Below are 23,029 nucleotides of genomic sequence, written 5' to 3'. Positions count from 1 at the left end.
TGTGACCGCTTCCATTTCGACCAGACAGACTTCATGCCGTCATTGCGGTTCACCTCTCGCTACAATTTTTGCCGATCTCGGGGCAACGCCCGTGTCCAACGACTATTTGACCGAAGCGACACGCTTCGATGGCGAGCGTTTTTATCCGCTGAAAGCGTTTAAGTGCGATGAGTGCCATCTGGTTCAGCTCGAGGACTTTCGACGTGCAGACGATCTTTTCAGAGAAGATTACGCTTACTTCTCATCAGTCTCAACGAGCTGGCTGGCACATGCAAAGCAGTTTTCAGATCTCTCAATTTCGCGCTTCGGTCTAGGTTCTGACAGTACCGTCGTGGAAGTCGCCAGCAACGACGGCTATCTTCTACAGTATTTTCAGGACGCTGGCCTGCGGGTTCTCGGCATTGAACCATGCCGTTCAGTTGCGGACTATGCGATCACCGAAAAAGGCATCCCGACACGCATCGAATTTTTTGGCGTAGAGGCTGCAAAATCGCTGGTTGCAGAGGGTTTTACAGCGGATATTACTGCCGCGAACAATGTCCTTGCTCATGTTCCAGATATCAATGATTTCGTATCTGGTTTCAGGGAGATACTTAAACAGGACGGCGTAGCTTGTTTCGAGTTTCCGCACTTGGCGCGACTAATCAGCGAAAACCAATTCGATACCATTTACCACGAACACTTCTCTTACCTTTCCCTGCTGGCGGTTGAGCGGATTTTTGCTGCCAACGGGCTAACCGTCTTCGATGTGGAGAAAATCAAGACCCACGGCGGTTCGCTGCGCGTTTTCGCCTGCAGAACCGACTCAAAACGGCAAGTTGAACCGAGCGTCGCGGCGGTAGTCGACGAAGAGCGCAAAGCCGGCCTTGACCGTTCAGAAGTCTACGCGTCGTTCGGGGAAAAAGTTCGTGAAACCAAACGCTCGCTTCTTGAGCTCCTAATTTCCCTAAAGAGGGATGGTAAAACAATCGTAGGTTACGGCGCCCCCGCAAAGGGTAACACGCTGTTGAACTATTGCGGGATAGGAAGCGACTTCATTGAGTTCACAGTAGATCGTTCACCGCAGAAACAGGGAATGTATCTTCCGGGAACCCGACTAAGTATCAAGGCACCTGAAGCCATTGCTGAGGTAAAGCCAGATTATGTTCTTATCTTGCCTTGGAATATCAAAGACGAGGTGATCGCGCAGATGTCACATATCCGCGAATGGGGAGGGAAATTTATTGTTCCCATTCCTTCGGCAACGATCATCTAGGCAAACTAATGAAGTTCGTCGAAACTGCTCTGCAAGGCTGTACACTGATTGAGATCGATAGGATCGGAGACAATCGGGGTTTCTTTGCGCGGACTTTTTGTTCAGAGGAATTTTCCGCTCGCGGGCTGAACCCGGTTGCAGCGCAATGCAGTATTTCGTTTAGCGCAAAACGTGGCACTACGCGGGGCCTGCATTTTCAGCGCGGGTCGGCAAGAGAGGACAAACTCGTTAGATGCATAAAGGGGGCGATCTTCGATGTCATGGTCGATCTCAGAGAGGGATCACCCAATTTTGGTAAATGGTTGGGTCAGGTCTTGACTGCGGAGAACAATCTTCAGCTTCATTCTTGCCAGGGCTTTGCTCACGGATTTCAAACTCTGACTGAGGACTGCATTGTGAGCTATCATATCAGTCAGCCCTATAACTCGGAGCTAAGCGGGGGTTCTTTGGAACGACCCTGATATCGCCATAACGTGGCCCCTAGAGCCGACGGAGCAATCAGCTCGGGACTTGCTGTTCCCCAAATTGGCGGAAGTAACTCCGGAGCTTCTGCCGTAGTCATTTAAAGTTGGGACAGATGAAGCGTCTCCTGATCACTGGTGCCTCAGGTTTTATAGGCAGGCACTGTGCAAAATTGGCAGCCGAGCGGGGTTTTGACGTATGGGCAACGCGATCGGGTAGATCGAATGACGGCGGCGAGGACGCGCATGGCGCAATAACCTGGCGCACCGTAGATCTGCTTGCTCCGGCTGGATTAGAGCGTCTTCTGGATGAGGCGAAACCAACCCACGTGCTACACACGGCTTGGGTTACTGAACATGGCTCTTACTGGTCGTCTCCTGCCAATCTCGACTGGTTGGCACTCGGAGCGCGATTTTTCAAGCGCTTTGCGGAAATCGGCGGCCAAAGGTTTGTCTGCGCAGGGACGTGCGCCGAGTACGATTGGTCGTACGGATTTATGGTCGAGGATACGACACCCGATCTTCCCGGTACTTTTTACGGTAGCGCGAAACTCATTCACCATCAAACGTTAATGGCGACAGCAAATCAGTTGGGTTTCAGCGCCGCCAGTGGCCGAATTTTCTTCGCCTACGGACCGCACGAGAATTCCTCAAGGTTTATCCCGTCGATTTGCCGATCACTCGCGCAAGGTTCTGAGGCTGCGATGGGATCGGGCCGATTCTTTCGCGACTTCATGCACGTTGAAGACGTTGCAAGCGGCTTCTTGGCCCTACTCGAATCTGGCATCACCGGATCCTGCAATATCTCTTCGGGTGAGCCGAGACGCCTAATTGATATAGCTATGACCTTGGGACGATTTGAGGGAAAAGAGGCTCTTATTCGCGCAGGCGCTCGCCAAGATAAAGTAAATGAACCTGACATGCTCGTTGGCTCAAACAGAAAGCTTCTGACTACAGGGTGGCAGCCCAAAATTGAATTTGAAGAAGGATTGCTGCGAACCTATGAATGGTGGAAGAATGTATCTACAAAAGATCAAGCCTTCTAGTATTAACGCCTTGGCGGCTAATATGCTTGTCCAATTGGGCATCCGTATTGGCCTGTTCAGGAAGAAGCAGGATCGATACGCAAAATTGCGGCCGATCTCGTTATCTGAGCCATAGTGGCCGTCGCAGCGCAGAGATTGTTGAGGTTGCTATTTCTCCCGTGATCAGGATTTGATGCGGACGGTTAGCTTACGGCTTAGTGGTAGGCATGCTGGGGCCCGCTCGGGGTTCGTCACGGAACGTTTTTGACAGAAGCAAGCGAGTTAGTCTTAGTCCATATTTTCCGCTCTCCTGATCCTAGTTGTAACTCTAGCGGCTGCACGCACGCGTCTGATTGTTAATCTCCGGCCCAGCGCCCCGCGTAGCTGGGTGATCGGCGAAGCAAAAATCCGGGCAGTACAGCTTACCGAATTCGCTTAAGGATCCTGACGGTTTGACCGTACGATGAGATAGCTAGCTTGCGGAACCCAGCAAGAAGCGTGGAGGTAGATGTGCGGTACGGTGGACCTGAAAACTGAACTGCTCATTCTACTGCGTCGAGGACAGCGCATCTTTCGTCGATCACAGACAATCGCCGGCTGACCTACCGAGAGCCGACTTGGACAAGTAATCGATCAGAGGACTGGTTTTAGGAGCCGATCATCCGCTCTAGCTTGGTGGCAATCGCCTCCACGGACAGCTTGCCATTTTTGACGTCGGGATAAAGCGCCGCCATCGCCGGAAGAACCCGATCCAACGTTGACCGGACTGCCTCGATTGGAGGCAGACGCCAGCCTCTTGGTTTTGATTGGCCGAGCGCTGCCCATCTCTTGTGGGCGAGTTTTAGCAGCTCCCGTTTCGTTATCCCGCGATATCGCATCAGCTCTATCGTGATCTGCAGAAGCACGCTGTCGGGGTCACGGCCGTGCTTGATGGCCTCCTTCAAAAGATGCCGTTGTCGAGCCTTGATGTTGTGTCCGAGCGCTACTTCCTCATCGATCTTTTGTTGATTGAGGCGTTGCGCCATGTTGATCTGATAGATCGCATTGCTGATGGCGTGTTGCCCACCATTCGCGGCCATTTGCATCATCTTGCGGGTGACCACCTCGTCCATCCGCATCGTCTGGGAGCCGTCATTCGAAGTGATAGAGATTTCTCGCGCTGCTTCTTTCAGCAACGCTCGCTGCAACGGCGTGAGCTTCCTCCAGTCACCATTGCCGTCGCCGATGCCGCTATCGCCCCCACCGCGCCTGGAAGACCTACCTTTTCTGGTTACCATCATGCAGCTCCTTCCACGACGCCCATACTCTTGGAGACCGCTGCGTCAGCACAGCCGCTCCCGTCAGTTCCTTCGTCTGACCGTTCCACACTGATCCGCGAGAACGTTGCTCCGCTGCCCTCCAGCCGGGCGACCTCGCCCGTCACACGCTTGAAACAGCGGATGATCGTGTCGCAATAGTGTGGATCGAGTTCGAGCAGCCGGGCCATGCGGCCGCACTGATCTGCAGCGATCAATGTCGAGCCAGAACCGCCGAAAATGTCCAGCACGGTGTCTCCGCGCCCGGAGCAATCGCGAATGGCATCGGCGACCAAGGCCACCGGCTTGACTGTGGGGTGCATGGCAAGCTCTTCGTCCCTTGCTGCTCCGAGCGAGCTGATACCCGGATAGTCCCAGACATTGGTGCGATAGCGGCCAGTATCGCCGAGCCCGAAATTGTTGACATGGGGCGTGCTGCCCCTCTTGAAGACGAAGATCAGCTCGTGCTTGGAGCGGTAGAACGACCCCATGCCGCCATTGGTCTTGTTCCAGACGCACAGGTTCTTGAATTCGTCGAAGACGGCGTTCCCTGCCTCCAGCAGTTCGCCCATATGCCGCCAGTCCATGCAGACGAAGGCGATTGCCCCATCCCTGAGCTGACTTGCTGCAGTCCCAAGCGAGCCACGCAGAAAGTCGGTAAAGGCCGCCTCATCCATTTCGCCAGAGGCCACCGCGAACTCTCGGTGCTTGACCCGCCCCAGCCCGCTGACATGGCCGACGATCGGAACATTGTAGGGCGGGTCGGTAAACAGCAGATCGACTGCGGCGCCACCACAAAGCCGGGAGACGGCTTCGGGAGAGCGGGCATCCCCGCAGATCAGGCGATGCGAGCCAAGTTGCCAAAGGTCGCCCGAACGGGTGATAGCAGGCCCGGGCTGCAGTGACTCGATCGTGTCCAGCGCACTGTCCACGGACGCGGGCTTTTTCTCGCCCTCGATGGTGAAGTCGATTTCCGTGGTCGAGAAGCCGAGTAGTTCGATGTCGAAATCCAGGTCGATGAGCCCCTGCATTTCGATCGCCAGCACATCGCGGTCCCAGCCCGCATTTTCGGCGAGCTTGTTGTCGGCCAGGATGTATGCACGTACTTCGTCACGTGACAGGTGCGAGAGCTTGCGGACCGGCACCTCGAGCATACCAAGCAGTTTCGCAGCCTGAACACGGCCGTGGCCGGCGATGATGGTATATTCCTCGGATATAAGGACGGGATTGCAGAAGCCGAAACGTTTGATGCTCTGGGCAATCTGATTGATCTGCTTCTTCGAATGGGTGCGCGCATTGTTGGCGTAAGGAACGAGCCTGTCGACCGGGCACGACTGTTCGTCTGGTGGATGCATAGCATTCTCCATGAGAGGAATAGTGTTGCGTTATTCAATGAATTTCGGTGCGGCGCCGCTGGATTGAAGCTAACGCGGCACTCTGGCTTCCCGCAAGCGGTCTGGAGCAGAAAGCAAAAGTGTTTCAGGTAATGTCGGACCCGCTAATATGGGCTTTAAACACCCCTTTAAGTCCCCTTTAAAAGGCCTTTACTACCCCTTTAAACGCAAAGGTTCGCGGGCGACCGAAAAGCGGCCGATTTGGAGAATTATATTCCCCTTCTCCGCGGTAGCGGCTTAATGGAGTGAGACTTGGTCAATGGCCAAACACACTTAGCACCCACCGGGATTCTTCTGATTCGGCAGGAAAATTGCATTTATTACAGTTACATGGAGGTTGCTTGGCCGTTGCGACCTCATGGTGTTCCATAGAACACGGTTGTCCCTCCCCTGCAGCTACCTACGCGTCCCCGGCAAAGCCACGCTATTGGGCAGCGCTTTCGACATCGTTGCAGGTGCACCATCTCGGCCGGGCTCGCGGAAACCACCCTCTCCCCGCGCGCCACTACACTAGAAACGATAAAGGCGTGCCACCGGCAGCACGCCCAGCCGATCAACCTACGGAGGGCCGCCGGAGGCCTCGTTTGATCGACGGGGAGAATATACGACCTTAAGGCCGACTTGGCGAGAACCACCTTCGCGATGTCGGCTCCATCGAAGACAGCGAAGCGAGCGGTTTCTTGGGAGCCGTCACTGACGTTTGCCCGAGCCTCGACTATCGCAATGCGACGTCGCGTAACTGCAATCCGATTTCACGTAACTGCAATTCGGATTCGCGAAACGACAATTCACTTTCGTAAAACGGCAATTTTTCTCGGGCCAGCGCGGCGATTTTTGCTGAAGACAGCCTTGGAAACCCAAGATCTCGCACAGGAAAATCGCGAAAGTGACCGTTCCCACAAGAGGGAATTGGCCTTCTATTTCCTATCGTATTGAAAATTATATCTTATTCCCAGTAGACGGAGTCAATTTTCCCGAACTGGTCCATGAGAGGCGCTTATAAAAAAATAAGTCATCAAGCATTCTGAAATCCACGCTCCGATAATCGGATCATGCCGCTTCCCCTGGCGTTGTGCTGCGGTGAGGCCGTGGACCGTCCGCTTATCACCGATAGCGCAGGGCCTCGACCAGCAGTGCGAAGGCGGGGAGGCTAGTCTTCGGCTCGGATAATAGAGATGGTAGCCTGGGAAAGGCGCGCACCATTCCTCCAAAACGGGCGCCAGCCGCCCTTCTTTTACCAGTAGGCTGAGATGATCGTCAGGGAGGCAGGCGAGGCCCAGGCCGTCGAGGGCGGCGTCGATGATCATCGGCACGTCGTTGCAGATGAACTGGCCGTCGACGCGGACGTTGACCGGGCGGCCGTCGCGTTCGAACTCCCATGCATAGAGCCCGCCGAGCGTCGGCAGGCGCAGATTGATGCAATTGTGCTGGGTGAGGTCGTAAGGGGTCATCGGCTTCGGGTTGCGGGCGAAATAATCCGGCGAGCCGACGACCATCATCCGCAGTTCGGGGCCGATCCTGACCGCGATCATGTCCTTCTCGATGCTTTCGCCCAACCGCACGCCCGCGTCGAAGCGTTCGGAGACGAGGTCCACGAATTTCTGTTCGACGGAGATTTCGACATTGATATCCGGATAGTCCGCCATAAGGCGCTTCACCTTGGGCATCAGGATGGCATGGGCGGGCAGACGGCTGGATGTGATGCGGATCGTGCCGCCGGGCCGCTGGCGCATGGCGCTCAGGGCATCGATGCGGCTTCTTATGTCATTGATCGCGGGGCGCAGCGTCTCCATCATCTGCTCGCCCGCTTCCGTCGGCACGACATTGCGCGTCGTGCGCGTCAGAAGACGCACGCCCATGCGCTCTTCAAGGCGGCGCACCGTATGGCTGAGCGACGATTGCGACGTGCCGAGTTGCGCGGCCGCGCGGGTGAAACTCCGCTCCTCGGCGACAGTGAGAAAGGCGACAAGATCGCCCAGTTCGTCCCGCTTCATTCATGAATCCTAGATATAAGTTTATATGAAACTTAGCATCTAATCAGATTAACAAGCCAGTTCTAAATCTCCTCCCACGACGAGTTGATCGGCTGGTGAACGAGTGGCCGTTGAAGGTTTCTGGCTGCCCGCCCCTTTCGCCCGCCGTCATTCTTGAAGGAGAGCTAAGTTGAAAAGACGTATTCTCGGCAAGGCAGGTCTTGAAGTTTCGGCCCTCGGCTTCGGCTGCATGGGGCTCGATTTCGGCTATGCCAACAAGGTCAGCAAGCAGGAAGGCGTCACCCTGATCCGCCAGGCGGTCGATCGCGGCGTGACCTTCTTCGATACGGCAGAAGTCTACGGCCCGTTCAGCAACGAAGAGATGGTCGGCGAGGCGCTAAGGCCGGTGCGCGATCAAGTGGTCATCGCCACCAAGTTCGGCTTCAACATCGTCGATGGCAAGCAAGCGGGCCTCAACAGCCGGCCGGACCATATCAGACAAGTCGCAGACGAGAGCCTGAAGCGCCTCGGCACCGATGTGATCGATCTCTTCTACCAGCACCGGGTCGATCCGGCCGTGCCGATCGAGGAGGTTGCCGGCGCGGTGAAGGACCTGATCGCCGCCGGCAAGGTCAGGCATTTCGGCCTCTCGGAACCCGGTGCCCAGACGGTGCGCCGTGCCCACGCGGTGCAGCCGGTCACGACGCTGCAGAACGAATATTCGCTCTGGACCCGCGGGCCGGAGACCAACGGCATTCTCGACACCTGCGAGGAACTCGGCATCGGGCTCGTCCCGTACAGCCCACTCGGCAAGGGGTTCCTCACCGGCGCGATGAGCAAGGATACCAAGCTCGGCGAAGGCGATTTTCGCAACATGCTGCCGCGCTTCACTGCCGAAGCGATGGAGAAGAACCAGGTTCTCGTCGATCTTCTGAAGGCGATCGCCGACGACAAGGGCGGCACGCCGGCCCAGATCGCACTCGCCTGGCTGCTCGCGCAGAAGCCCTGGATCGTGCCTATCCCCGGAACGACGAAGCTGCACCGGCTGGAGGAAAATCTCGCCTCGGTCGAGATCGAGCTTTCGGCTGCCGAGCTTGCCCGGATCGAGAAGGCCGCGGCCAAGATCACGGTCGAGGGTGAGCGCTACCCGGAACATCTTTTGAAGACGACCGGGATTTGATCCGGAAGCAGGGTGACTGGACGACGGCGCGCCTGCGGCGTCATTCATGAACCGGGCGCATAGGCTCAATCGGATCGCGCCATCTAATCGCGGTGGCATTCCAGCCCATCTCAGGATTGGGGCTCCACGCGCCGAACGCGTCACCACCTGCCCGCGCCCGATCACAAAGAGGAAAACCGGATGAAGAACATCGCCGCTACCATCGCCATCTCCACCCTCGCCGCGACCGGCGTCGAAGCGCAGGAAGAGCGGCGTCGCGTGGCACCGCCTGCCGTCTATGACGTGGCGCCCGGCCTCGGCCATTTCACCGATGGCGTGCTGTTCGGCGAGGTCTGGGAGCGTGCCGATCTGAAGCCGCGCGACCGCAGCCTCGTCACTGTCTCGGCAATCGTCTCGACCGGCAAGACGGCGCAAATCGGCGGGCATGTGCGCCGGGCGCTGGACAACGGCGTCACGCCGGCCGAGATCGGCGAATTGATCACCCAGCTTGCCTTCTATTCAGGCTGGCCGAATGCCATCTCGGCCGTCATGGAAACCAAGAAGGTTTTCGACGAGCGCAATATCGCGCCGGTGACCGATAGCGAGGCGGCCCGGATCGGGCTCGAAGCGGTTGCGGAAGCCGCGCGCTCGGCGACGGTCAACGCTTCGGTGGCGCCGACGGTGGCAGCTCTCGCGGATCTCACCAATCGCGTATTGTTCGGTGATCTGTGGCAGCGGCCGGATCTTTCCGCCCGCGACCGCAGCCTGGTGACGATGACGGCACTGGTTGCGATCGGCCAGCCCGAACAGCTGCCGTTCCATGCCAATCGAGCTATGGACAACGGGCTCACTGCCGCCGAGGCGTCCGAAGCCATCACGCATGTCGCCTTCTATGCCGGATGGCCGCGCGCCATGTCGGCCGTGCCGGTCCTCAAGGGCGTCTTCGAGAAGCGCAGCGCCGCGACGCAGACGGCGTCCGCCCAGACAGAATCGCAAGGAGCATCCATGGACCTGCAGGTCACTCGCGCCAATACCAATCCGGTTGCCGGCCCGGCCGATTATTTCAGCGGCGAGGTTCGTGTTTCGGCGAATTACAAGAGCACCGAACCCGCCCGGGTCAGCGGCGCGACCGTCACCTTCACCGCCGGTGCCCGTACCGCCTGGCACACGCATCCGCTCGGCCAGACGCTGTTCATCGTCTCCGGCAAGGGCTGGGTGCAGAAGGAAGGCGGGCCGATCGAGACCGTCGGACCGGGTGACGTCGTGTGGATCCCGCCGCATCTGAAGCACTGGCACGGCGCTTCCGCCGACGAGGCAATGAGCCACTTCGCCATCGCCGAAGCGGAGAATGGCAGTGTCGTGACCTGGATGGAGAAGGTGTCAGATGAGGACTACGGCAAGGGCCGTGCGATCGACTGAGTGAGCGCAATTCCGGCAGGCACCCACGCGGGCCCGCCGGAACATTGAACAGAAATAGACGAGCCGACAGGAGGGAACGATGCGGAACGTACTTGCAAGGCGAAACCTTCTGAAGGCCCTGCCCCTGACAGCCGTCAGCTTTGCGCTGGCGGCGACACGGACTGCTGCCCAGGAACAGGCTGCCGGCTCCGGCAGAACGCTGGTGGCCTACTATTCGCGGACCGGGAACACCGCCGTCATCGCCCGCCAGATCAGGCGGGCGCGGGATGCGGCGCTGTTTCAGATCAAGACCGCCGCCCCCTACCCGGAAGACTACGAAGAGACCGTCGAACAGGCGCGGCGGGAAACGCGATCGGACTATCTGCCGCCGCTCGCGCATGTCGTCGCCGACATGAGCCAGTATGACACAATCTATCTCGGCCTGCCGATCTGGGGCATGACGGCACCACCGGTGATCCGCTCGTTCCTCATGGCCCATGACCTTTCCGGCAAGACCGTCGTTCCCTTCATCACCCATGGCGGCTACGGGCTGGGCAACAGCGTGGACGTGCTGCGCGCCCATATGCGGGGCGCCGATCTCAGACCCGCCTTCTCGATGGAGGCGGACCAGGAGCGGCGCACGCTGGAACAGGTCTCCGGCTGGCTGACCAGTTTCTGATCCGCCCCATCATGCCGCCTTGAAATGCGCCCGCGATCGCGCCAAGTTCGAGCCAACGAACGAAAGTATGAGAGGGAGCGTCCGATGTCGGCAGAGAAGGTAGCGATCGTCACGGCAGGCGGCAGCGGAATGGGTGCGGAGGCCGCCAGACGCCTGGCAACGGACGGGTTCAAGGTCGCGATCCTGTCATCCTCTGGGAAGGGTGAGGCGCTCGCCGAAGAGCTCGGCGGCATTGGCATCACCGGATCGAACCAGTCCAATGACGACCTGACACGCCTCTTCAACACCGCCATGGATGCCTGGGGACGTATCGACGTTCTGGTCAACAGCGCCGGCCACGGTCCGCGCGCGCCGATCATCGATATTACCGACGAGCAGTGGCATACGGGTCTCGACGTCTACCTGATGAACGTGATCCGCCCGGTGCGGCTGGTAACGCCGATCATGCAGGCGCAGAAGTCCGGCGCGATCATCAACATCTCGACGGCCTGGGCCTTCGAGCCGGCCGCGATGTTTCCGACCTCCGCCGTTTTTCGCGCGGGGCTGGCCTCCTACACCAAGATCTATGCAGACACCTATGCGGCCGACAATATTCGCATGAACAACGTGCTGCCCGGCTGGATCGACAGCCTGCCGGCAACGGAGGAGCGCCGGGATGCCGTGCCGATGAAGCGGTATGGCACAAGTGCCGAGATCGCCGCGACGATCGCGTTCCTCGCTTCCGAAGGTGCCGGCTACATAACCGGCCAGAACCTGAAGGTCGATGGTGGCCTGACACGCTCCGTCTAGGTCCCGAGCGACCCTAAGCAGCTGATATTTTTCATTTGCGCCGCTGCATCGGCGACTGCATGTTGGACGGATCGGATACGTGCGGAAAGCGGATATCGGTCATGGCAGCGGATGCAATCGTTCTGGGAGCCGGCATTGTCGGGGTTTCGACGGCAGTTCAACTGGCCCGTCGTGGCAAGTCGGTGGTGCTGGTCGATCGCGGCGAACCGGGGCATGAGACATCCTATGGCAATGCCGGGCTGATCCAGCGCGAAGGCGTCGTGCCCTATGGCTTTCCGCAGCAGTTCGGCACCATTCTGCGCTATGCGCTGAACAACCGGATCGACGCCCATTTCCATTGGCGTGCCATTCCCTCTGTGTCGTCCTTCCTGGCGAAATACTGGTGGCATTCGAACCTGTCCCGACACCAGCTCATCGCACGCGCCTATGCGCCGCTGATCGAGCATTCGATCGCCACCCATAACGAGCTGATCGAGGAAGCAGATGCGCAGGACCTGATCGTCAAGAACGGCTGGACCGAAGCGTTTCGTACGCCATCCAAGCGGGATGGCGAGTTTCGCGAGGCCGAGCGGCTCAGCCGGGACTATGGCGTCGCCTTCAAGCGGCTGTCAGCAGCCGAGTTGGCTAGCCAGGAACCGCATCTCTCACGCGATTTCGTCGGTGGGCTGAAGTGGGAGGATCCGTGGTCGGTGAAGAGCCCGCTAGCGCTGACGCAGGCCTATGTGCGGCTGTTCGAAAAGCTGGGCGGCCGGGTGCTGAAGGGCGATGCACGCAGCCTGTCGAAGACGACGACGGGATGGCGGGTCGTTGCCGGTGACGGCACGGTGGAGGCGAAGGACGTCGTCGTGGCGCTCGGGCCCTGGTCGGACACGGTGACGAAGCCGCTCGGCTACAGTTTTCTCGTCGGCGTGAAGCGTGGCTATCACATGCATTACGGCGCGAAGGGCAATGCCACGCTGAACGGCTGGACGATGGATGCCGAGCGCGGCTATTTCCTCGCGCCGATGGCCCAAGGGATCCGTCTCACGACCGGCGCCGAGTTCGCCCGCCGCGATGCGCCGAAGACGCCCATCCAGCTTGAGCGCGCCGAGGCAGTGGCGAAGACGATCTTCCCGCTCGGCGACCGGATGGACAAGGAACCCTGGATGGGCGCGCGCCCCTGCACGCCGGACATGATGCCGGTGATCGGCAAGGCGCCGCGCCATGACGGCCTGTGGTTTGCCTTCGGCCACGCGCATCACGGGTTGACGCTTGGGCCGGTGACCGGTCAGGTAATTGCGGAAGCCATGCTGGGCGAGAAGACGCTGATCGACATCTCGGCCTACCGGCCGGAGCGGTTCAATGCATAGGACGACGGTGTGAAATGGGCCTGAAGACAAATGACGAGCCGGGGCACGACAATCCCGGCCACACCGGATCCTGGTATGCGGCAAGTGCCCGGGACAAGCGCGTGCGCCCTGCCCTTGCGGAAGATGTGACGGCCGATGTCTGCGTCATCGGCGCGGGCTTTACAGGCATTTCCGCGGCGCTTGAGCTTTGCGAGCGCGGCTATTCGGTCGTGGTTCTGGAATCGGAGCGGATCGGCTTTGGCGCGTCGGGCCGCAATGGCGGGCAGATCGTCAACGGGTACAGCCGCGACCTTGAGACGATTGCCGGACGTTACGGCCGTGACAAGGCGATCGCGCTTGGCAAGATGTCGCTGGAGGGCGGCGACATCATACGCGACCGTGTGGTGAAATACGGGATCGCCTGCGACCTCGTACAAGGCGGCTTCTTTGCCGCCTTCACCGACAAGCAGATGCGCCAGATGGAGCAGGACAAGGCTGAGTGGGAAAGGCACGGCCATCCCGGCCTGGAAATGGTCTCAAAAGCGGATGTCGGCAAATATGTGAAGACCGACCGCTATGCCGGTGGGATGATCGACACGCTGGGCGGACACATCCATCCGCTTGACCTCGTGCTTGGGGAAGCCGCGGCCGTCGAGAGCCTCGGAGGCAGCATCTTCGAGGGTTCGCGGGCGATTGCGATCGAGCCAGGCGCGCATCCCGTCGTGCGAACGACCAGCGGGTCGGTGACCGCATCCTATGTGCTGATCTGCGGCAATGCCTATCTTGCGCCGCTGATGCCTGAGATCCACGGACGGATGATGCCTGTGTCGAGCCAGGTTATGGTGACCGAGCCGCTGGATCCGGCGCTGATCGAAAGCCTGCTGCCGGCCAATTACTGCGTCGAGGATGCCAATTACATTCTCGACTACTATCGCCGCACCGCCGACAACCGGCTTCTCTATGGCGGCGGTATCGGCTATGGCGGCAACGATCCCAAGGACCTGACGGGCGTGATCCGGCCGAACATGCTGAAGACGTTTCCGCAGCTTCGGAACGTCGAGATCGATTATGCCTGGAGTGGCAACTTCGCCCTGACGCTGACGCGCATCCCGCATGTGGGGCGGCTTTCCGACACCATCTATTTCTCCCACGGAGACAGCGGTCATGGCGTCACGACGACGCACCTCCTGGGCAAAATCCTCGGTGAGGCCGTTGCAGGCCATGCGGAGCGGTTCGACATATGGGCGTCTCTACCCAACCTGCCCTTCCCGGGCGGTCGAGTATTGCGCGTGCCTCTCACCATGCTTGGTGCATGGTGGTATGGGCTGAGGGACAAGCTGGGGCTCTAAAGCCTGCGGAGGGAAGATCCCTCCGCGCTGCCTGGCATCAGGCTACGGCTGACGGGAAGTGGCCCTTGAGGAAATAGGTCGCGTGGGTACGCACGATCGACTTGAACTGGGCCGATATCTGCGCAGCCTCTTCCGGAACCATTAGCGCGAGACGCAGGGTCGCACCTGCCATATGAAACATGACGAAGAGCGTCTGCGCATAGCTTTCACGAAGGGCTTCGGCGACGAAATGCTGGGTCACCTGGAAAAAGCCTTCAGCCTGGGCCCTGGTTTCGGCGATATCGAGATCGGCAAGCGACTTATCAGCCTGAATCGCGTTCAGCAGATCCTGGGTAGACGGTTCCTGCCGCATGCGCTGGTAATACATATCAAACAGATCGTCGGTAGCGCGCAATGCGTCTTCGGCGGTTTCAATACGGGAAACGTGACCTGCGATGAGTTCACGAACCTCCTCGACATAGACTTCGTAGAGCATCGCGATGATCGCGGACTTGTTCGGGAAATACTGATAGACCGAAGCGATGGGACCGCCGGACAGGGCCGCGATTTCCTTCATCGTTACGGCATCGATGCCCTTCTGGCCGATCAGTTCCTTCGCAACTTTCAGGATTTCGCCGATACGTTCTCGACTTCTTTCCTGCTTTGGTACCCGACGAAGCGAAGCACGTCCGGCAACCTGGCTCGACTCCTGCATGCGAAACCTTTTCTGACCAACGCCTGTTAAAGACAAGCGTCGCCAGCCCAGCCAGCAACGCTAATTGGGCGTTATACGTAAAAAGGTTGTTTACGGATCACTTTAGGAGCAAAAATAATGAAAGAAGCTTCTAATTTCCCTGTATGTAAAGAATTAACTGACCATTAGTCATGTTTTTTCCTGCCATAGTTGTTGTAGCTTCTCAATGGCTACATCCACAATTTGTGGAACGGTAGCGTCTATATCTACGGTGACTACGCCTGATTCGCCTTCCGGGCTCTCCAGCGTCGCTAACTGGCTCTGCAGCAGAGAGAATGGCATGAAATGGCCCGTCCTGTGGCCCATGCGATCGGCCAGCAGCTCGGGCGATCCCTTGAGGAAGACGAAATAGAGCGGCTCACCGCCAGCGCTGCGCAGCTTTTCGCGATAGACCTTCTTCAGTGCCGAGCAAGTAATGACGATATCTTCGTTACGGTCACGGGCGGCATGCAGGTTCTCGCCGATCACCTCGAGCCATGGCCAGCGGTCCTCGTCGGTCAGCGGCGTGCCTTCCGCCATCTTCTTCACGTTGGCCTCAGGATGGAGCTTGTCTCCTTCCACGAAGGCGCATTTCAAGCGGCTTGCCAGGAGTTCGGCGATCGAGGTTTTGCCCGCGCCACTCACACCCATGACGATGATCGCCTTCGACTTGTCTTCCGTCATTCTTTCCTCCAGGGCGGCAGCCTTACGGCATCACCGCAATTTTGAATCCTTGCCGATGACCAATGGCATCAACACGGACAAAAACATCAATCTCAACACATGGTGCGCACCGACATAGGTGGGGTCGGCATGCAGCATGACGGCCATGGCCGCCATCGTCTCCAACCCGCCGGGCGAGAATGCGATGAGTGCGGCATCGAGTGGCACATCGGCAAAATAGGACACGAAGACGGCGATGCCAGCCGCCAGAACCATGACGACGAATGTGACGACGAGGCCGGACACAAAAGCCACGCGAAGCTCCGACAGGGCAACGCCAGAAAATCGCGTGCCGATAAGCGTGCCCAGCAGGACGTAAGTCGGCGTCAGAAGCCAGGTCGGAACGCTGCCGTGTACCGTACCCGTGATATGGGTGGCGATCGAGACGAAGACGCCACCGATCAGCATCGCCGCCGGAAATTTCCAGCGCTTGAACAGCAGGCCGAAGAGGCCGGAGGCAATCAGGATAGCGGCCAGGATCGGAATGGCCATCGTGTCCGGCAGAACGATGACGTCGTTTCCGGCTAGATCAAAGACCTCGACGATTAGCGGCACGCTGATGGTAAGCGAGAGCACGCGCACGCTCTGGGAGATGCTGACGGCCCGTAGATCACAGCGCATTTCTGCAGCAAGGCTGAGCACGTAGCTCAGGTGACCCGGGGATGCGGCAAGCAGTGCGGTTGTGCGGTCATAATGAAAAAAGCGCTGCAACACCCAGGCGGCGGCATAAAGCAGGATGACGATCGCCACGAAGACCATAATGAAGCTCAGTGGCCACGTGCGCGCCGCAACGAAGATCTCGGGCGTCACGGTGGAGCCCATCGAGACGCCAACGATGACGAAGCAGACATTACGCACGACGTGCGGGACCGAAAGGGGCAGGCCGGCAAGGCCGCCGATCGTAACGGCCACTGCCGGGCCGATCAGGAAAGGAGCCGGAAGTCCAAGCACGGCCGCGATGACCGCACCGGCTGTGCCGATCAATGCGGCAATTGCAAAATCACGTAATTCGGGAAAATTCATAAAGACCGGTCCTGGAGCCTCAGCCGGCGCAGAACGACCGCTGGACCGGAGAGGCCTCCCCGTTCTAGCCAAGAGAGCGTCAAGGTCAACCGGACCATAGCTCCCGGACATAAAAAACGCCGGCTGAAACCGGCGTTTTCAAATGATCAGCAAATCTTTGAGGTCAGGCAGCGGGCGCCACAACCTTCGGCATGTCGACATTGTCGATACCGAGCAGGAAGTTGATCTGCGGGCGCGCCTTGACCAGATCGTCGATCGTGTAGTCGGCCAGCACGTCGAAAAAGGCATTCAGTGCCTTTCGCAGAGCTGAGTTCAGGCCACAGCTGTCGACCAGCGGACATTCGACTGCGCGATCCTCGAAGCATTCCGCCATGGCAAAGGAGTCTTCGGTCACGCGCACGACGTCGAACAGCGTAATCTTGTCGGCGGCGCGGCCGAGCTTGACGCCACCATTGCGGCCACGAACGGTCTCGACGAGGCCGGCCTTGCTGAGCGGCTGCAGGATCTTGAACAGGAACAACTCGGAGACGCCGTAGGCCTTGGCGATCTCTGGAATACGGCTGAGATGGCCCTCATTGGCCGCACAATACATTAGCATGCGAACGGCGTAATTGGTCTGCTTGGTCAAACGCATCGTATTCTCCGGAGGTCTTTCGACCTATATATAGCCTTAGCTAGTTTTGAACAATTCCAAATTGGAGAATTTTTGTCAGTAATTATAAGTGCGGCGCGCACTTCCAATTCGGCGACAGACGAGCGCAACAAATCCTGCCTCTCCTGGTCATGTTTTAGCGGGAAAGCATGCGTCCGTCACCCCCTCAACCAGAGATTTCCTCTACAAACGTCACAACATCCATGCGAGAGTGAGCGATGGTGTCGCCGGATCTATTTCATGTCCTGAAAAGTCTGCACGATGCGGGTGCATCTCGTGTATCGGCAGATAAGGTCGGCTGGACCAGCGATATGACCCCAGCCATCATCCGAGCTTTAAACATGCAATATGTAATAGCTCGCGAGACACGGAACGGCCGCGTGTTTTCGTTGACCGAGGCTGGATATCGGGCAGTCGGCGCCGAACCACCCAATTACATGTCGCTGTCGCGTATGTTGCGTTCGATGCTGGGATTATAGGGCCCATACCCTATGTCAGGCCCACCAGCTGACTGCCGCCACAGACAGGCTGCACATAGCAACAAACAATAAAAGGGTCGCGCCAATTCTGCCAAGACGAGCGCGCCGCGCTCGCTTTTCGTCCCACTCGTATACCATGAACTCCCACTCCTACTTGCAACTAAATTAGGCGCCCCTTGCGGTACGTCAAGCGGCGGGGTGGAACATTCGAGGCTTGTGCGAGCCATGTCGGGTGCATCACTTGGTAGAAGGCCGCCATACCTCAACACGCAAAAAGGGGCTTCAACCGGAGCCCCTTTCACATTTCACGACCGCGAAGCTGCGTCGATCTGGCCGACCTATTTCATGACCGGCATGACGAATTCGGCACCGTCCTTGATGCCGGAGGGCCAGCGGGCGGTGATCGTCTTGGTCTTGGTCCAGAACTTGATCGAGTCGGTGCCGTGCTGGTTGAGATCGCCGAAGGACGAGGCCTTCCAGCCGCCGAAGGAGTGGTAGGCGAGCGGAACCGGGATCGGCACATTGATGCCGATCATCCCGATATTGATGCGCGAAGCGAAGTCGCGGGCGGCATCACCGTCACGGGTGAAGATCGCAACACCGTTGCCGTATTCGTGCTTCATCGGCAGTTCGAGCGCATCCTCGTAATTGGCGGCACGGACGACCGAGAGAACGGGACCGAAGATTTCCTGCTTGTAGATTTCCATGTCCGGCTTGACGTCGTCGAACAGCGTGCCGCCGATGAAATAGCCGTTCTCATAGCCCTGCAGCTTAAAGCCGCGCCCGTCGATGACGAGCTTTGCGCCTTCCTCGACACCCTTGTCGATCAAGCCGGAGATACGCTCCTGCGCCGCCTTTGTGACGACCGGGCCCATGTCGGCCTTGTCATCCGTATAGGGACCGATGCGCAGCGACTCGATCTTCGGCACCAGCTTTTCAACCAGGCGATTGGCGGTTTCCTCGCCGACCGGGACTGCGACCGAGACGGCCATGCAGCGCTCGCCGGCCGAGCCGTAGCCCGCACCCATAAGCGCGTTGACGGCCTGGTCCAGATCGGCATCCGGCATGATGATCATATGGTTCTTGGCCCCGCCGAAGCACTGGGCGCGCTTGCCGTTGGCGGCAGCCGTTCCATAGACATAGCGAGCAATCGGGGTGGAGCCGACGAAGGAGACTGCACCGATATCCGGATCCGTCAGGATCGCGTCGACGGCGGCCTTGTCACCGTTGATGACGTTGAGGATGCCGGCCGGCAGGCCTGCCTCGATCATCAGTTCGGCGAGGCGCAGCGGCACGGACGGATCTCGCTCGGAAGGCTTCAGGATGAAGGCGTTGCCGCAGGCAATGGCCGGCGCGAACATCCACATCGGGATCATGCCCGGGAAGTTGAACGGGGTGATGCCGGCGCCGATGCCAACCGGCTGACGCATCGAATACATATCGATCTGCGGACCGGCGCCTTCGGTGAACTCTCCTTGGAGAGATGCGGAATGCCGATGACGAATTCGCAGACTTCCAGGCCGCGGACGATGTCTCCTTGGAATCCTCGACCGTCTTGCCGTGTTCCTTCGACAGCATGACGGCGAGCTCATCCATGTTCTGATTGAGCAGGTCGACGAATTTCATGAACACGCGGGCACGGCGCTGCGGATTGGTGGCGGCCCATTTCGGCTGGGCTTCCTTGGCGTTCTCCACCGCGGCGCGGATTTCAGCCACGCTGGCAAGCGCGACCTTGGCCTGCACTTCGCCGGTTGCCGGGTTGAAGACGTCGGCGGTGCGACCGCTGGTGCCGGCGACATGCTTACCGCCGATGAAATGACCGATTTCCTGCATGGTGTTCCTCCTGAGATTTCTTGGCATCGTTATCCTCAGGCATAGAATGTCACTCGAATTTGCGCAATTCAACGCGATAGTTTACGCAACCGCTGTGCAGAAATGAGCATAAGGCCGATGCGTGCATGGATTGGGATGACGTAAGAATGTTCCTGGCGGTTGCGCGGACAGGCCAGCTGCTGTCCGCTTCGCGCAGGCTCGGCATCAATCACGCCACGCTCGGACGGCGAATGACCGCGCTGGAAAATTCACTGCAGACCCGGCTTCTGATCCGCCGCACCAATGGCTGCAGCCTTACCGCCGAGGGCGAAGTGCTGCTGGCCGCCGCAGAGCGGATGGAAACCGAAATGCTGACCGCCCAGGCGAAGGCAGGTGCAACGGATACGGTCGTTGCCGGTACGGTCAGGATCGGTGCGCCAGACGGGTTTGGCGTTTCATTTCTTGCTTCGCGCATGGGCCGTCTGACGCGGCGGCATCCCGATCTCAAGATCCAGCTCGTGCCGGTGCCGCGCTCCTTCTCGCTGTCCCAGCGCGAAGCGGATATCGCGATCACGATCGAGCGGCCCGACCAAGGGCGGCTGATCTCGTCGAAGCTGACCGACTACACGCTTGGCCTCTATGCATCGAATGTCTATCTGGAGACCGAGGGCGAACCGAGCACCGCCGAGGAGCTGCGGCAGCACCCACGAATAGGCTATGTAGAAGATCTGATCTTCTCGCCCTCACTCAACTTCACCGGCGAGGTGATGCGCGACTGGGATGCGGGTTTCGAGATATCAAGCGCGATCGGGCAGACCGAGGCTGTCCGCGCTGGTTCCGGTATCGGGATCCTGCATGACTATATAGCGCGGCAATATCCGGAACTGACGCGGATCATGCCGGATTTCTCAATCCGCCGTTCCTACTGGACAACCTACCACGAGACATCGCGCGATCTGTTGCGGCTGCGGACCGTGGTCGATTTCATCCGCGAACTGACGGCAAAAGAAAGCAATATCTTCGTCGCCGGCTGACGGTTTCAGATCATAAAGAAAAGCCCGGCAAGCCGGGCTTTGGGTATCAGGCACCTGAAAATCAGGAGAGCAGAAGCGCCGACGGCGGAATCTTCAACGCCGCGGCAATGCGCCTGACCTTTGCCGGATCGGCATCGGAGCCCGCCTCGACCCGAACGATCTCGTCATGGACGAGGCCGGTGGTCAGAGCCAGATCGTCGATGCTATAGCCGGCCGCGAGGCGGGCATCGGCAACGGCCTTGGCTACCTGGCCAGAAATAACTGCACCGTTTCCGGATGCCTTAATGTTGCTGATTGAAACTGTCATAAGGTTTCATCCTTCTCGAAGAACCTGCCAAATGCGGCAGGTGAAGGGGGTCCATGACCCAAACTGCGACATGCGGTCGCGGCCACGAAGATAGGCCATTAATCTGCTTGTGCAAGCCCTAATGCTGCAGCGCACAACAACAAACGCCAAAAAACGGCGGCGCCTCCACTTTTTTATCAACTTTTCCGGCTCGCTTATGGCGAGAGAACCAAATGCCGCTTTCGCGCGTTCTTAGAGCGAACGAGGACGCAAACATGCCCTATTCCGATTCCTTCACGAGTGCCCGATACGAGAGCGGTCGTCACGGGACTGACGCTCAGGTTCTGCAGGCCGCGCATAATCTTGTCGAGGTGTTCCTGCTGTTTCTGCGGGAGCACGAAATGGGCAGCGACCTCCTCGACACGCAGGAACTACCGGCATCGAAGAAGGCACTGGTCAGCGCCTTCCGGGTGGTGATCGCCACCGAAAGCCGGCCAGGTGCGCGGGCGCTTCTGGTCAAGGCCGGCATGACGCTTGCCCAGTTTCAGGACGATATCGGTCCACGCATGTCGGTGACGCCCGTCGACGCAAACAGTCACCGTAATGACCGGCACTGGACGCCGGAGCCGGGTCAAATCCGCCGCTTCGACCGTGCTCTATTGCTGCTGGGAGAAGAGCGGACGCAACTCACACAGATCTTTCAGCAGGCGATCCGAATGGCGGAAAAGAAGCCCGCTCACCACGCGTAACGGCCGCAACAGTTGATTAAAGCCCCATTTTCACGTCAAGATGAGCACCTCTCGGAAATTTGCGATGGATCAAGGATGCTCCATCGCGGTTGAACCAAGTTGCGCCCAACCAAGTTTGGCTCCGTAAGCGGACGATGAGGGAGACGTGAATGACCGAAGCAACGGGCACCGGAACCAGCGATCTCCTCATCACCTTCAATGCCGGGTCCTCGACGGTCAAGATCGGTATCTTTAGCGTCCGAGCAGGCGAGCCGAGAAGGATCGGCAAAGCGGTCGTCGATTTTTCGTCGCATCCGCTGACACTGGAGATCAAGGAAGGGCCGCAGGAAACCGATATTCCCCTGAAGGCCAAGAGTGCAGACGACCTGTCCGAGTTGATGGACGAGGTATTTTCCGCGCTGGCCGAGCATTTTCCGCTCGACCGGATGACCGCGACCGGGCATCGCATCGTGCATGGCGGCGACAAGTTCGACGGGGCAGCCGCACTCTCTGACGCCACGATCGACGAGATCGACGCACTTACCGAGCTTGCGCCGCTGCATCAGCCGCAGGCACTGCGGATGATCCGCGCGGTGCGGCAGCTTCGTCCAAAGCTTTTTCAGACCGCATCCTTCGACACGACCTTCCACCTGACCCAGGGTGAGACCGTGCGGCGGCTTGCGATCCCGCGCGACCTGCATGATCGCGGCGTGAAGCGCTATGGCTTTCACGGGCTGTCCTACAGCTACGTGGCGGGCGCGCTGAAAAAGCAGCTTCCGGAGATTGCAGAGCGCAAGGTGGTGATCGCCCATCTCGGTAGCGGCGCGAGCCTGTGCGGCATCGATAGAGGCCGCAGCCGTGATTGCAGCATGGGATTTTCCACGCTCGACGGCATCCCGATGTCGACGCGGCCGGGCTGGCTCGATCCCGGTGTCATCCTGCATCTCATCGGCCCGCTCGGCAAAAGCGTGAGCGAGGTGGAGGACATGCTCTACCACAAGTCCGGCCTGCTCGGCGTTTCCGGCATCAGCGGCGATACACGGGATCTTCTGGACGACGAGAGCGGGGCGGCAAAAGAGGCGCTCGACCTGATGACGCTTAGGATCGCCGGCGAGGTAGGACGCATCGCCTCGACGCTCGGCGGGCTCGATGCGCTAGTCTTCACAGCCGGCGTCGGTGAGCACCAGCCGAAGATAAGGGCGATGATCGCTCAACGTCTCGAATGGCTGGGCGCGGCGATCGATGAGGCGGCGAATGAGAAGAACGCACGGACGATCAGCAGTGCTGCGAGCCGGGTCGGTCTGCATGTGATCCCGACCGACGAGGAGCAGGTGATCGCCGAGGATTGCCTTGCGGTTCTGAAGACGAAGCAACAATCGCCCGCACCATGATCCATGTCATGAAAGGCATCGGACCGGCGCGATAAACCTAAGCGAGCAGCCAAAGGAGCAATCGATGCAAGCGAATACTCTTGT

General features: G+C 59.0%; 19 protein-coding genes and 2 pseudogenes. 12 read left to right on the top strand and 9 right to left on the bottom strand.

The window, feature by feature from the left end; translation table 11 throughout:
* The first annotated feature begins 1 nt into the window (after position 1).
* From N7E02_RS19380 to N7E02_RS19370, 3 genes are all read left to right on the top strand, one after another.
* The gene (locus tag N7E02_RS19380; RefSeq protein ID WP_374730642.1) at positions 2 to 1,255 is read left to right on the top strand and encodes a methyltransferase domain-containing protein; all 1,254 of its coding nucleotides are present in this window, start codon (positions 2 to 4) and stop codon (positions 1,253 to 1,255) included.
* Complete coding sequence (locus tag N7E02_RS19375) at positions 1,207 to 1,716, top strand: dTDP-4-dehydrorhamnose 3,5-epimerase family protein (protein WP_353622827.1); 510 nt, start codon at positions 1,207 to 1,209, stop codon at positions 1,714 to 1,716. The genes N7E02_RS19380 and N7E02_RS19375 overlap by 49 nt, the downstream gene beginning before the upstream one ends.
* Before the next feature lie 116 nt (positions 1,717 to 1,832).
* The gene (locus N7E02_RS19370) at positions 1,833 to 2,762 is read left to right on the top strand and encodes an NAD-dependent epimerase/dehydratase family protein (protein ID WP_286579261.1); all 930 of its coding nucleotides are present in this window, start codon (positions 1,833 to 1,835) and stop codon (positions 2,760 to 2,762) included.
* 626 nt (positions 2,763 to 3,388) lie between these two features.
* On the opposite strand, the gene N7E02_RS19365 is transcribed toward N7E02_RS19370, so the two are convergent.
* The 3 genes and pseudogenes from N7E02_RS19365 to N7E02_RS19355 form a co-directional block, all read right to left on the bottom strand.
* Complete coding sequence (locus N7E02_RS19365) at positions 3,389 to 4,021, bottom strand: DUF5681 domain-containing protein (protein WP_286579260.1); 633 nt, start codon at positions 4,019 to 4,021, stop codon at positions 3,389 to 3,391.
* The gene (locus N7E02_RS19360) at positions 4,018 to 5,391 is read right to left on the bottom strand and encodes a site-specific DNA-methyltransferase (RefSeq protein WP_286579259.1); all 1,374 of its coding nucleotides are present in this window, start codon (positions 5,389 to 5,391) and stop codon (positions 4,018 to 4,020) included. Before N7E02_RS19360 ends, N7E02_RS19365 begins: the two co-directional genes overlap by 4 nt.
* A 1,143-nt stretch (positions 5,392 to 6,534) precedes the next feature.
* Positions 6,535 to 7,424 (bottom strand): annotated as a pseudogene (locus N7E02_RS19355) (LysR family transcriptional regulator).
* Positions 7,425 to 7,593: 169 nt separating this feature from the next.
* Here N7E02_RS19355 and N7E02_RS19350 point away from each other — a divergent pair.
* The 6 genes from N7E02_RS19350 (at position 7,594) to N7E02_RS19325 (ending at position 14,105) form a co-directional block, all read left to right on the top strand.
* Positions 7,594 to 8,583, top strand: a complete 990-nt coding sequence (locus N7E02_RS19350) for an aldo/keto reductase (RefSeq protein ID WP_286579258.1) — start codon at positions 7,594 to 7,596, stop codon at positions 8,581 to 8,583.
* 180 nt (positions 8,584 to 8,763) lie between these two features.
* Positions 8,764 to 9,981 carry a (R)-mandelonitrile lyase gene (locus N7E02_RS19345; protein ID WP_286579257.1) on the top strand — a complete coding sequence of 406 codons (1,218 nt, stop codon included), beginning with the start codon at positions 8,764 to 8,766 and terminating at the stop codon, positions 9,979 to 9,981.
* A gap of 79 nt (positions 9,982 to 10,060) precedes the next feature.
* The gene (locus N7E02_RS19340) at positions 10,061 to 10,639 is read left to right on the top strand and encodes a flavodoxin (protein WP_286579256.1); all 579 of its coding nucleotides are present in this window, start codon (positions 10,061 to 10,063) and stop codon (positions 10,637 to 10,639) included.
* Positions 10,640 to 10,723: 84 nt separating this feature from the next.
* Entirely contained in the window at positions 10,724 to 11,428 is a 705-nt protein-coding gene (locus N7E02_RS19335) for an SDR family oxidoreductase (RefSeq protein ID WP_286579255.1), read from the top strand.
* A gap of 101 nt (positions 11,429 to 11,529) precedes the next feature.
* A complete protein-coding gene (locus tag N7E02_RS19330; protein ID WP_286579254.1) occupies positions 11,530 to 12,777 on the top strand; it encodes an NAD(P)/FAD-dependent oxidoreductase in 1,248 nt (415 codons plus the stop codon).
* A 14-nt stretch (positions 12,778 to 12,791) separates the two neighbouring features.
* On the top strand, positions 12,792 to 14,105 hold the full coding sequence (locus N7E02_RS19325) for an NAD(P)/FAD-dependent oxidoreductase (RefSeq protein WP_286579253.1): 1,314 nt from the start codon (positions 12,792 to 12,794) through the stop codon (positions 14,103 to 14,105).
* 37 nt (positions 14,106 to 14,142) lie between these two features.
* On the opposite strand, the gene N7E02_RS19320 is transcribed toward N7E02_RS19325, so the two are convergent.
* The 5 genes and pseudogenes from N7E02_RS19320 to N7E02_RS19300 form a co-directional block, all read right to left on the bottom strand.
* Positions 14,143 to 14,799 (bottom strand): TetR/AcrR family transcriptional regulator, encoded by a 657-nt coding sequence (locus N7E02_RS19320; protein WP_286579252.1) that lies wholly within the window; start codon positions 14,797 to 14,799, stop codon positions 14,143 to 14,145.
* A gap of 168 nt (positions 14,800 to 14,967) precedes the next feature.
* Positions 14,968 to 15,501: a gluconokinase gene (locus tag N7E02_RS19315; RefSeq protein WP_374730641.1), complete on the bottom strand. Its 534-nt coding sequence runs from the start codon at positions 15,499 to 15,501 to the stop codon at positions 14,968 to 14,970.
* A gap of 30 nt (positions 15,502 to 15,531) precedes the next feature.
* Positions 15,532 to 16,563: an AbrB family protein gene (locus N7E02_RS19310; protein ID WP_286579251.1), complete on the bottom strand. Its 1,032-nt coding sequence runs from the start codon at positions 16,561 to 16,563 to the stop codon at positions 15,532 to 15,534.
* A gap of 163 nt (positions 16,564 to 16,726) precedes the next feature.
* Positions 16,727 to 17,197 (bottom strand): iron-responsive transcriptional regulator RirA, encoded by a 471-nt coding sequence (gene rirA / locus N7E02_RS19305; RefSeq protein ID WP_286579250.1) that lies wholly within the window; start codon positions 17,195 to 17,197, stop codon positions 16,727 to 16,729.
* Positions 17,198 to 18,032: 835 nt separating this feature from the next.
* Positions 18,033 to 19,527 (bottom strand): annotated as a pseudogene (locus N7E02_RS19300) (CoA-acylating methylmalonate-semialdehyde dehydrogenase).
* 125 nt (positions 19,528 to 19,652) lie between these two features.
* Between N7E02_RS19300 and N7E02_RS19295 the strand changes: the two are divergent.
* Positions 19,653 to 20,540: a LysR family transcriptional regulator gene (locus N7E02_RS19295; protein WP_286579249.1), complete on the top strand. Its 888-nt coding sequence runs from the start codon at positions 19,653 to 19,655 to the stop codon at positions 20,538 to 20,540.
* Between the two features lie 61 nt (positions 20,541 to 20,601).
* Here N7E02_RS19295 and N7E02_RS19290 read toward each other — a convergent pair whose 3' ends face one another.
* On the bottom strand, positions 20,602 to 20,847 hold the full coding sequence (locus tag N7E02_RS19290; protein WP_286579248.1) for a helix-turn-helix domain-containing protein: 246 nt from the start codon (positions 20,845 to 20,847) through the stop codon (positions 20,602 to 20,604).
* Between the two features lie 254 nt (positions 20,848 to 21,101).
* On the opposite strand from N7E02_RS19290, the gene N7E02_RS19285 reads away from it, so the two are divergent.
* Together N7E02_RS19285 and N7E02_RS19280 are read left to right on the top strand one after the other, a co-directional pair.
* Entirely contained in the window at positions 21,102 to 21,575 is a 474-nt protein-coding gene (locus N7E02_RS19285) for a hypothetical protein (RefSeq protein ID WP_286579247.1), read from the top strand.
* Between the two features lie 149 nt (positions 21,576 to 21,724).
* The gene (locus N7E02_RS19280) at positions 21,725 to 22,945 is read left to right on the top strand and encodes an acetate/propionate family kinase (RefSeq protein WP_286579246.1); all 1,221 of its coding nucleotides are present in this window, start codon (positions 21,725 to 21,727) and stop codon (positions 22,943 to 22,945) included.
* Positions 22,946 to 23,029 lie beyond the last annotated feature (84 nt).

The organism is Terrirhizobium terrae (genome assembly GCF_030323265.1).
GTDB lineage: Bacteria > Pseudomonadota > Alphaproteobacteria > Rhizobiales > Rhizobiaceae > Neorhizobium.
The sequence above is the reverse complement of the archived record's forward strand: the minus strand, read 5'-3'. Positions and strand labels throughout refer to the sequence as shown.

Bases quoted from the DNA above. Each gene is read 5' to 3' on its own strand.
- N7E02_RS19335 (WP_286579255.1), top strand. From the start codon at position 10,724: ATGTCGGCAGAGAAGGTAGCGATCGTCACGGCAGGCGGCAGCGGAATG.
- N7E02_RS19370 (WP_286579261.1), top strand. From the start codon at position 1,833: ATGAAGCGTCTCCTGATCACTGGTGCCTCAGGTTTTATAGGCAGGCAC.
- N7E02_RS19375 (WP_353622827.1), top strand. From the start codon at position 1,207: ATGGGGAGGGAAATTTATTGTTCCCATTCCTTCGGCAACGATCATCTA.
- N7E02_RS19365 (WP_286579260.1), bottom strand. From the start codon at position 4,021: ATGATGGTAACCAGAAAAGGTAGGTCTTCCAGGCGCGGTGGGGGCGAT.
- N7E02_RS19330 (WP_286579254.1), top strand. From the start codon at position 11,530: ATGGCAGCGGATGCAATCGTTCTGGGAGCCGGCATTGTCGGGGTTTCG.
- N7E02_RS19345 (WP_286579257.1), top strand. From the start codon at position 8,764: ATGAAGAACATCGCCGCTACCATCGCCATCTCCACCCTCGCCGCGACC.
- N7E02_RS19280 (WP_286579246.1), top strand. From the start codon at position 21,725: ATGACCGAAGCAACGGGCACCGGAACCAGCGATCTCCTCATCACCTTC.
- rirA (WP_286579250.1), bottom strand. From the start codon at position 17,197: ATGCGTTTGACCAAGCAGACCAATTACGCCGTTCGCATGCTAATGTAT.
- N7E02_RS19360 (WP_286579259.1), bottom strand. From the start codon at position 5,391: ATGCATCCACCAGACGAACAGTCGTGCCCGGTCGACAGGCTCGTTCCT.
- N7E02_RS19285 (WP_286579247.1), top strand. From the start codon at position 21,102: ATGCCCTATTCCGATTCCTTCACGAGTGCCCGATACGAGAGCGGTCGT.
- N7E02_RS19290 (WP_286579248.1), bottom strand. From the start codon at position 20,847: ATGACAGTTTCAATCAGCAACATTAAGGCATCCGGAAACGGTGCAGTT.
- N7E02_RS19325 (WP_286579253.1), top strand. From the start codon at position 12,792: ATGGGCCTGAAGACAAATGACGAGCCGGGGCACGACAATCCCGGCCAC.
- N7E02_RS19315 (WP_374730641.1), bottom strand. From the start codon at position 15,501: ATGACGGAAGACAAGTCGAAGGCGATCATCGTCATGGGTGTGAGTGGC.
- N7E02_RS19310 (WP_286579251.1), bottom strand. From the start codon at position 16,563: ATGAATTTTCCCGAATTACGTGATTTTGCAATTGCCGCATTGATCGGC.
- N7E02_RS19320 (WP_286579252.1), bottom strand. From the start codon at position 14,799: ATGCAGGAGTCGAGCCAGGTTGCCGGACGTGCTTCGCTTCGTCGGGTA.
- N7E02_RS19340 (WP_286579256.1), top strand. From the start codon at position 10,061: ATGCGGAACGTACTTGCAAGGCGAAACCTTCTGAAGGCCCTGCCCCTG.
- N7E02_RS19295 (WP_286579249.1), top strand. From the start codon at position 19,653: ATGGATTGGGATGACGTAAGAATGTTCCTGGCGGTTGCGCGGACAGGC.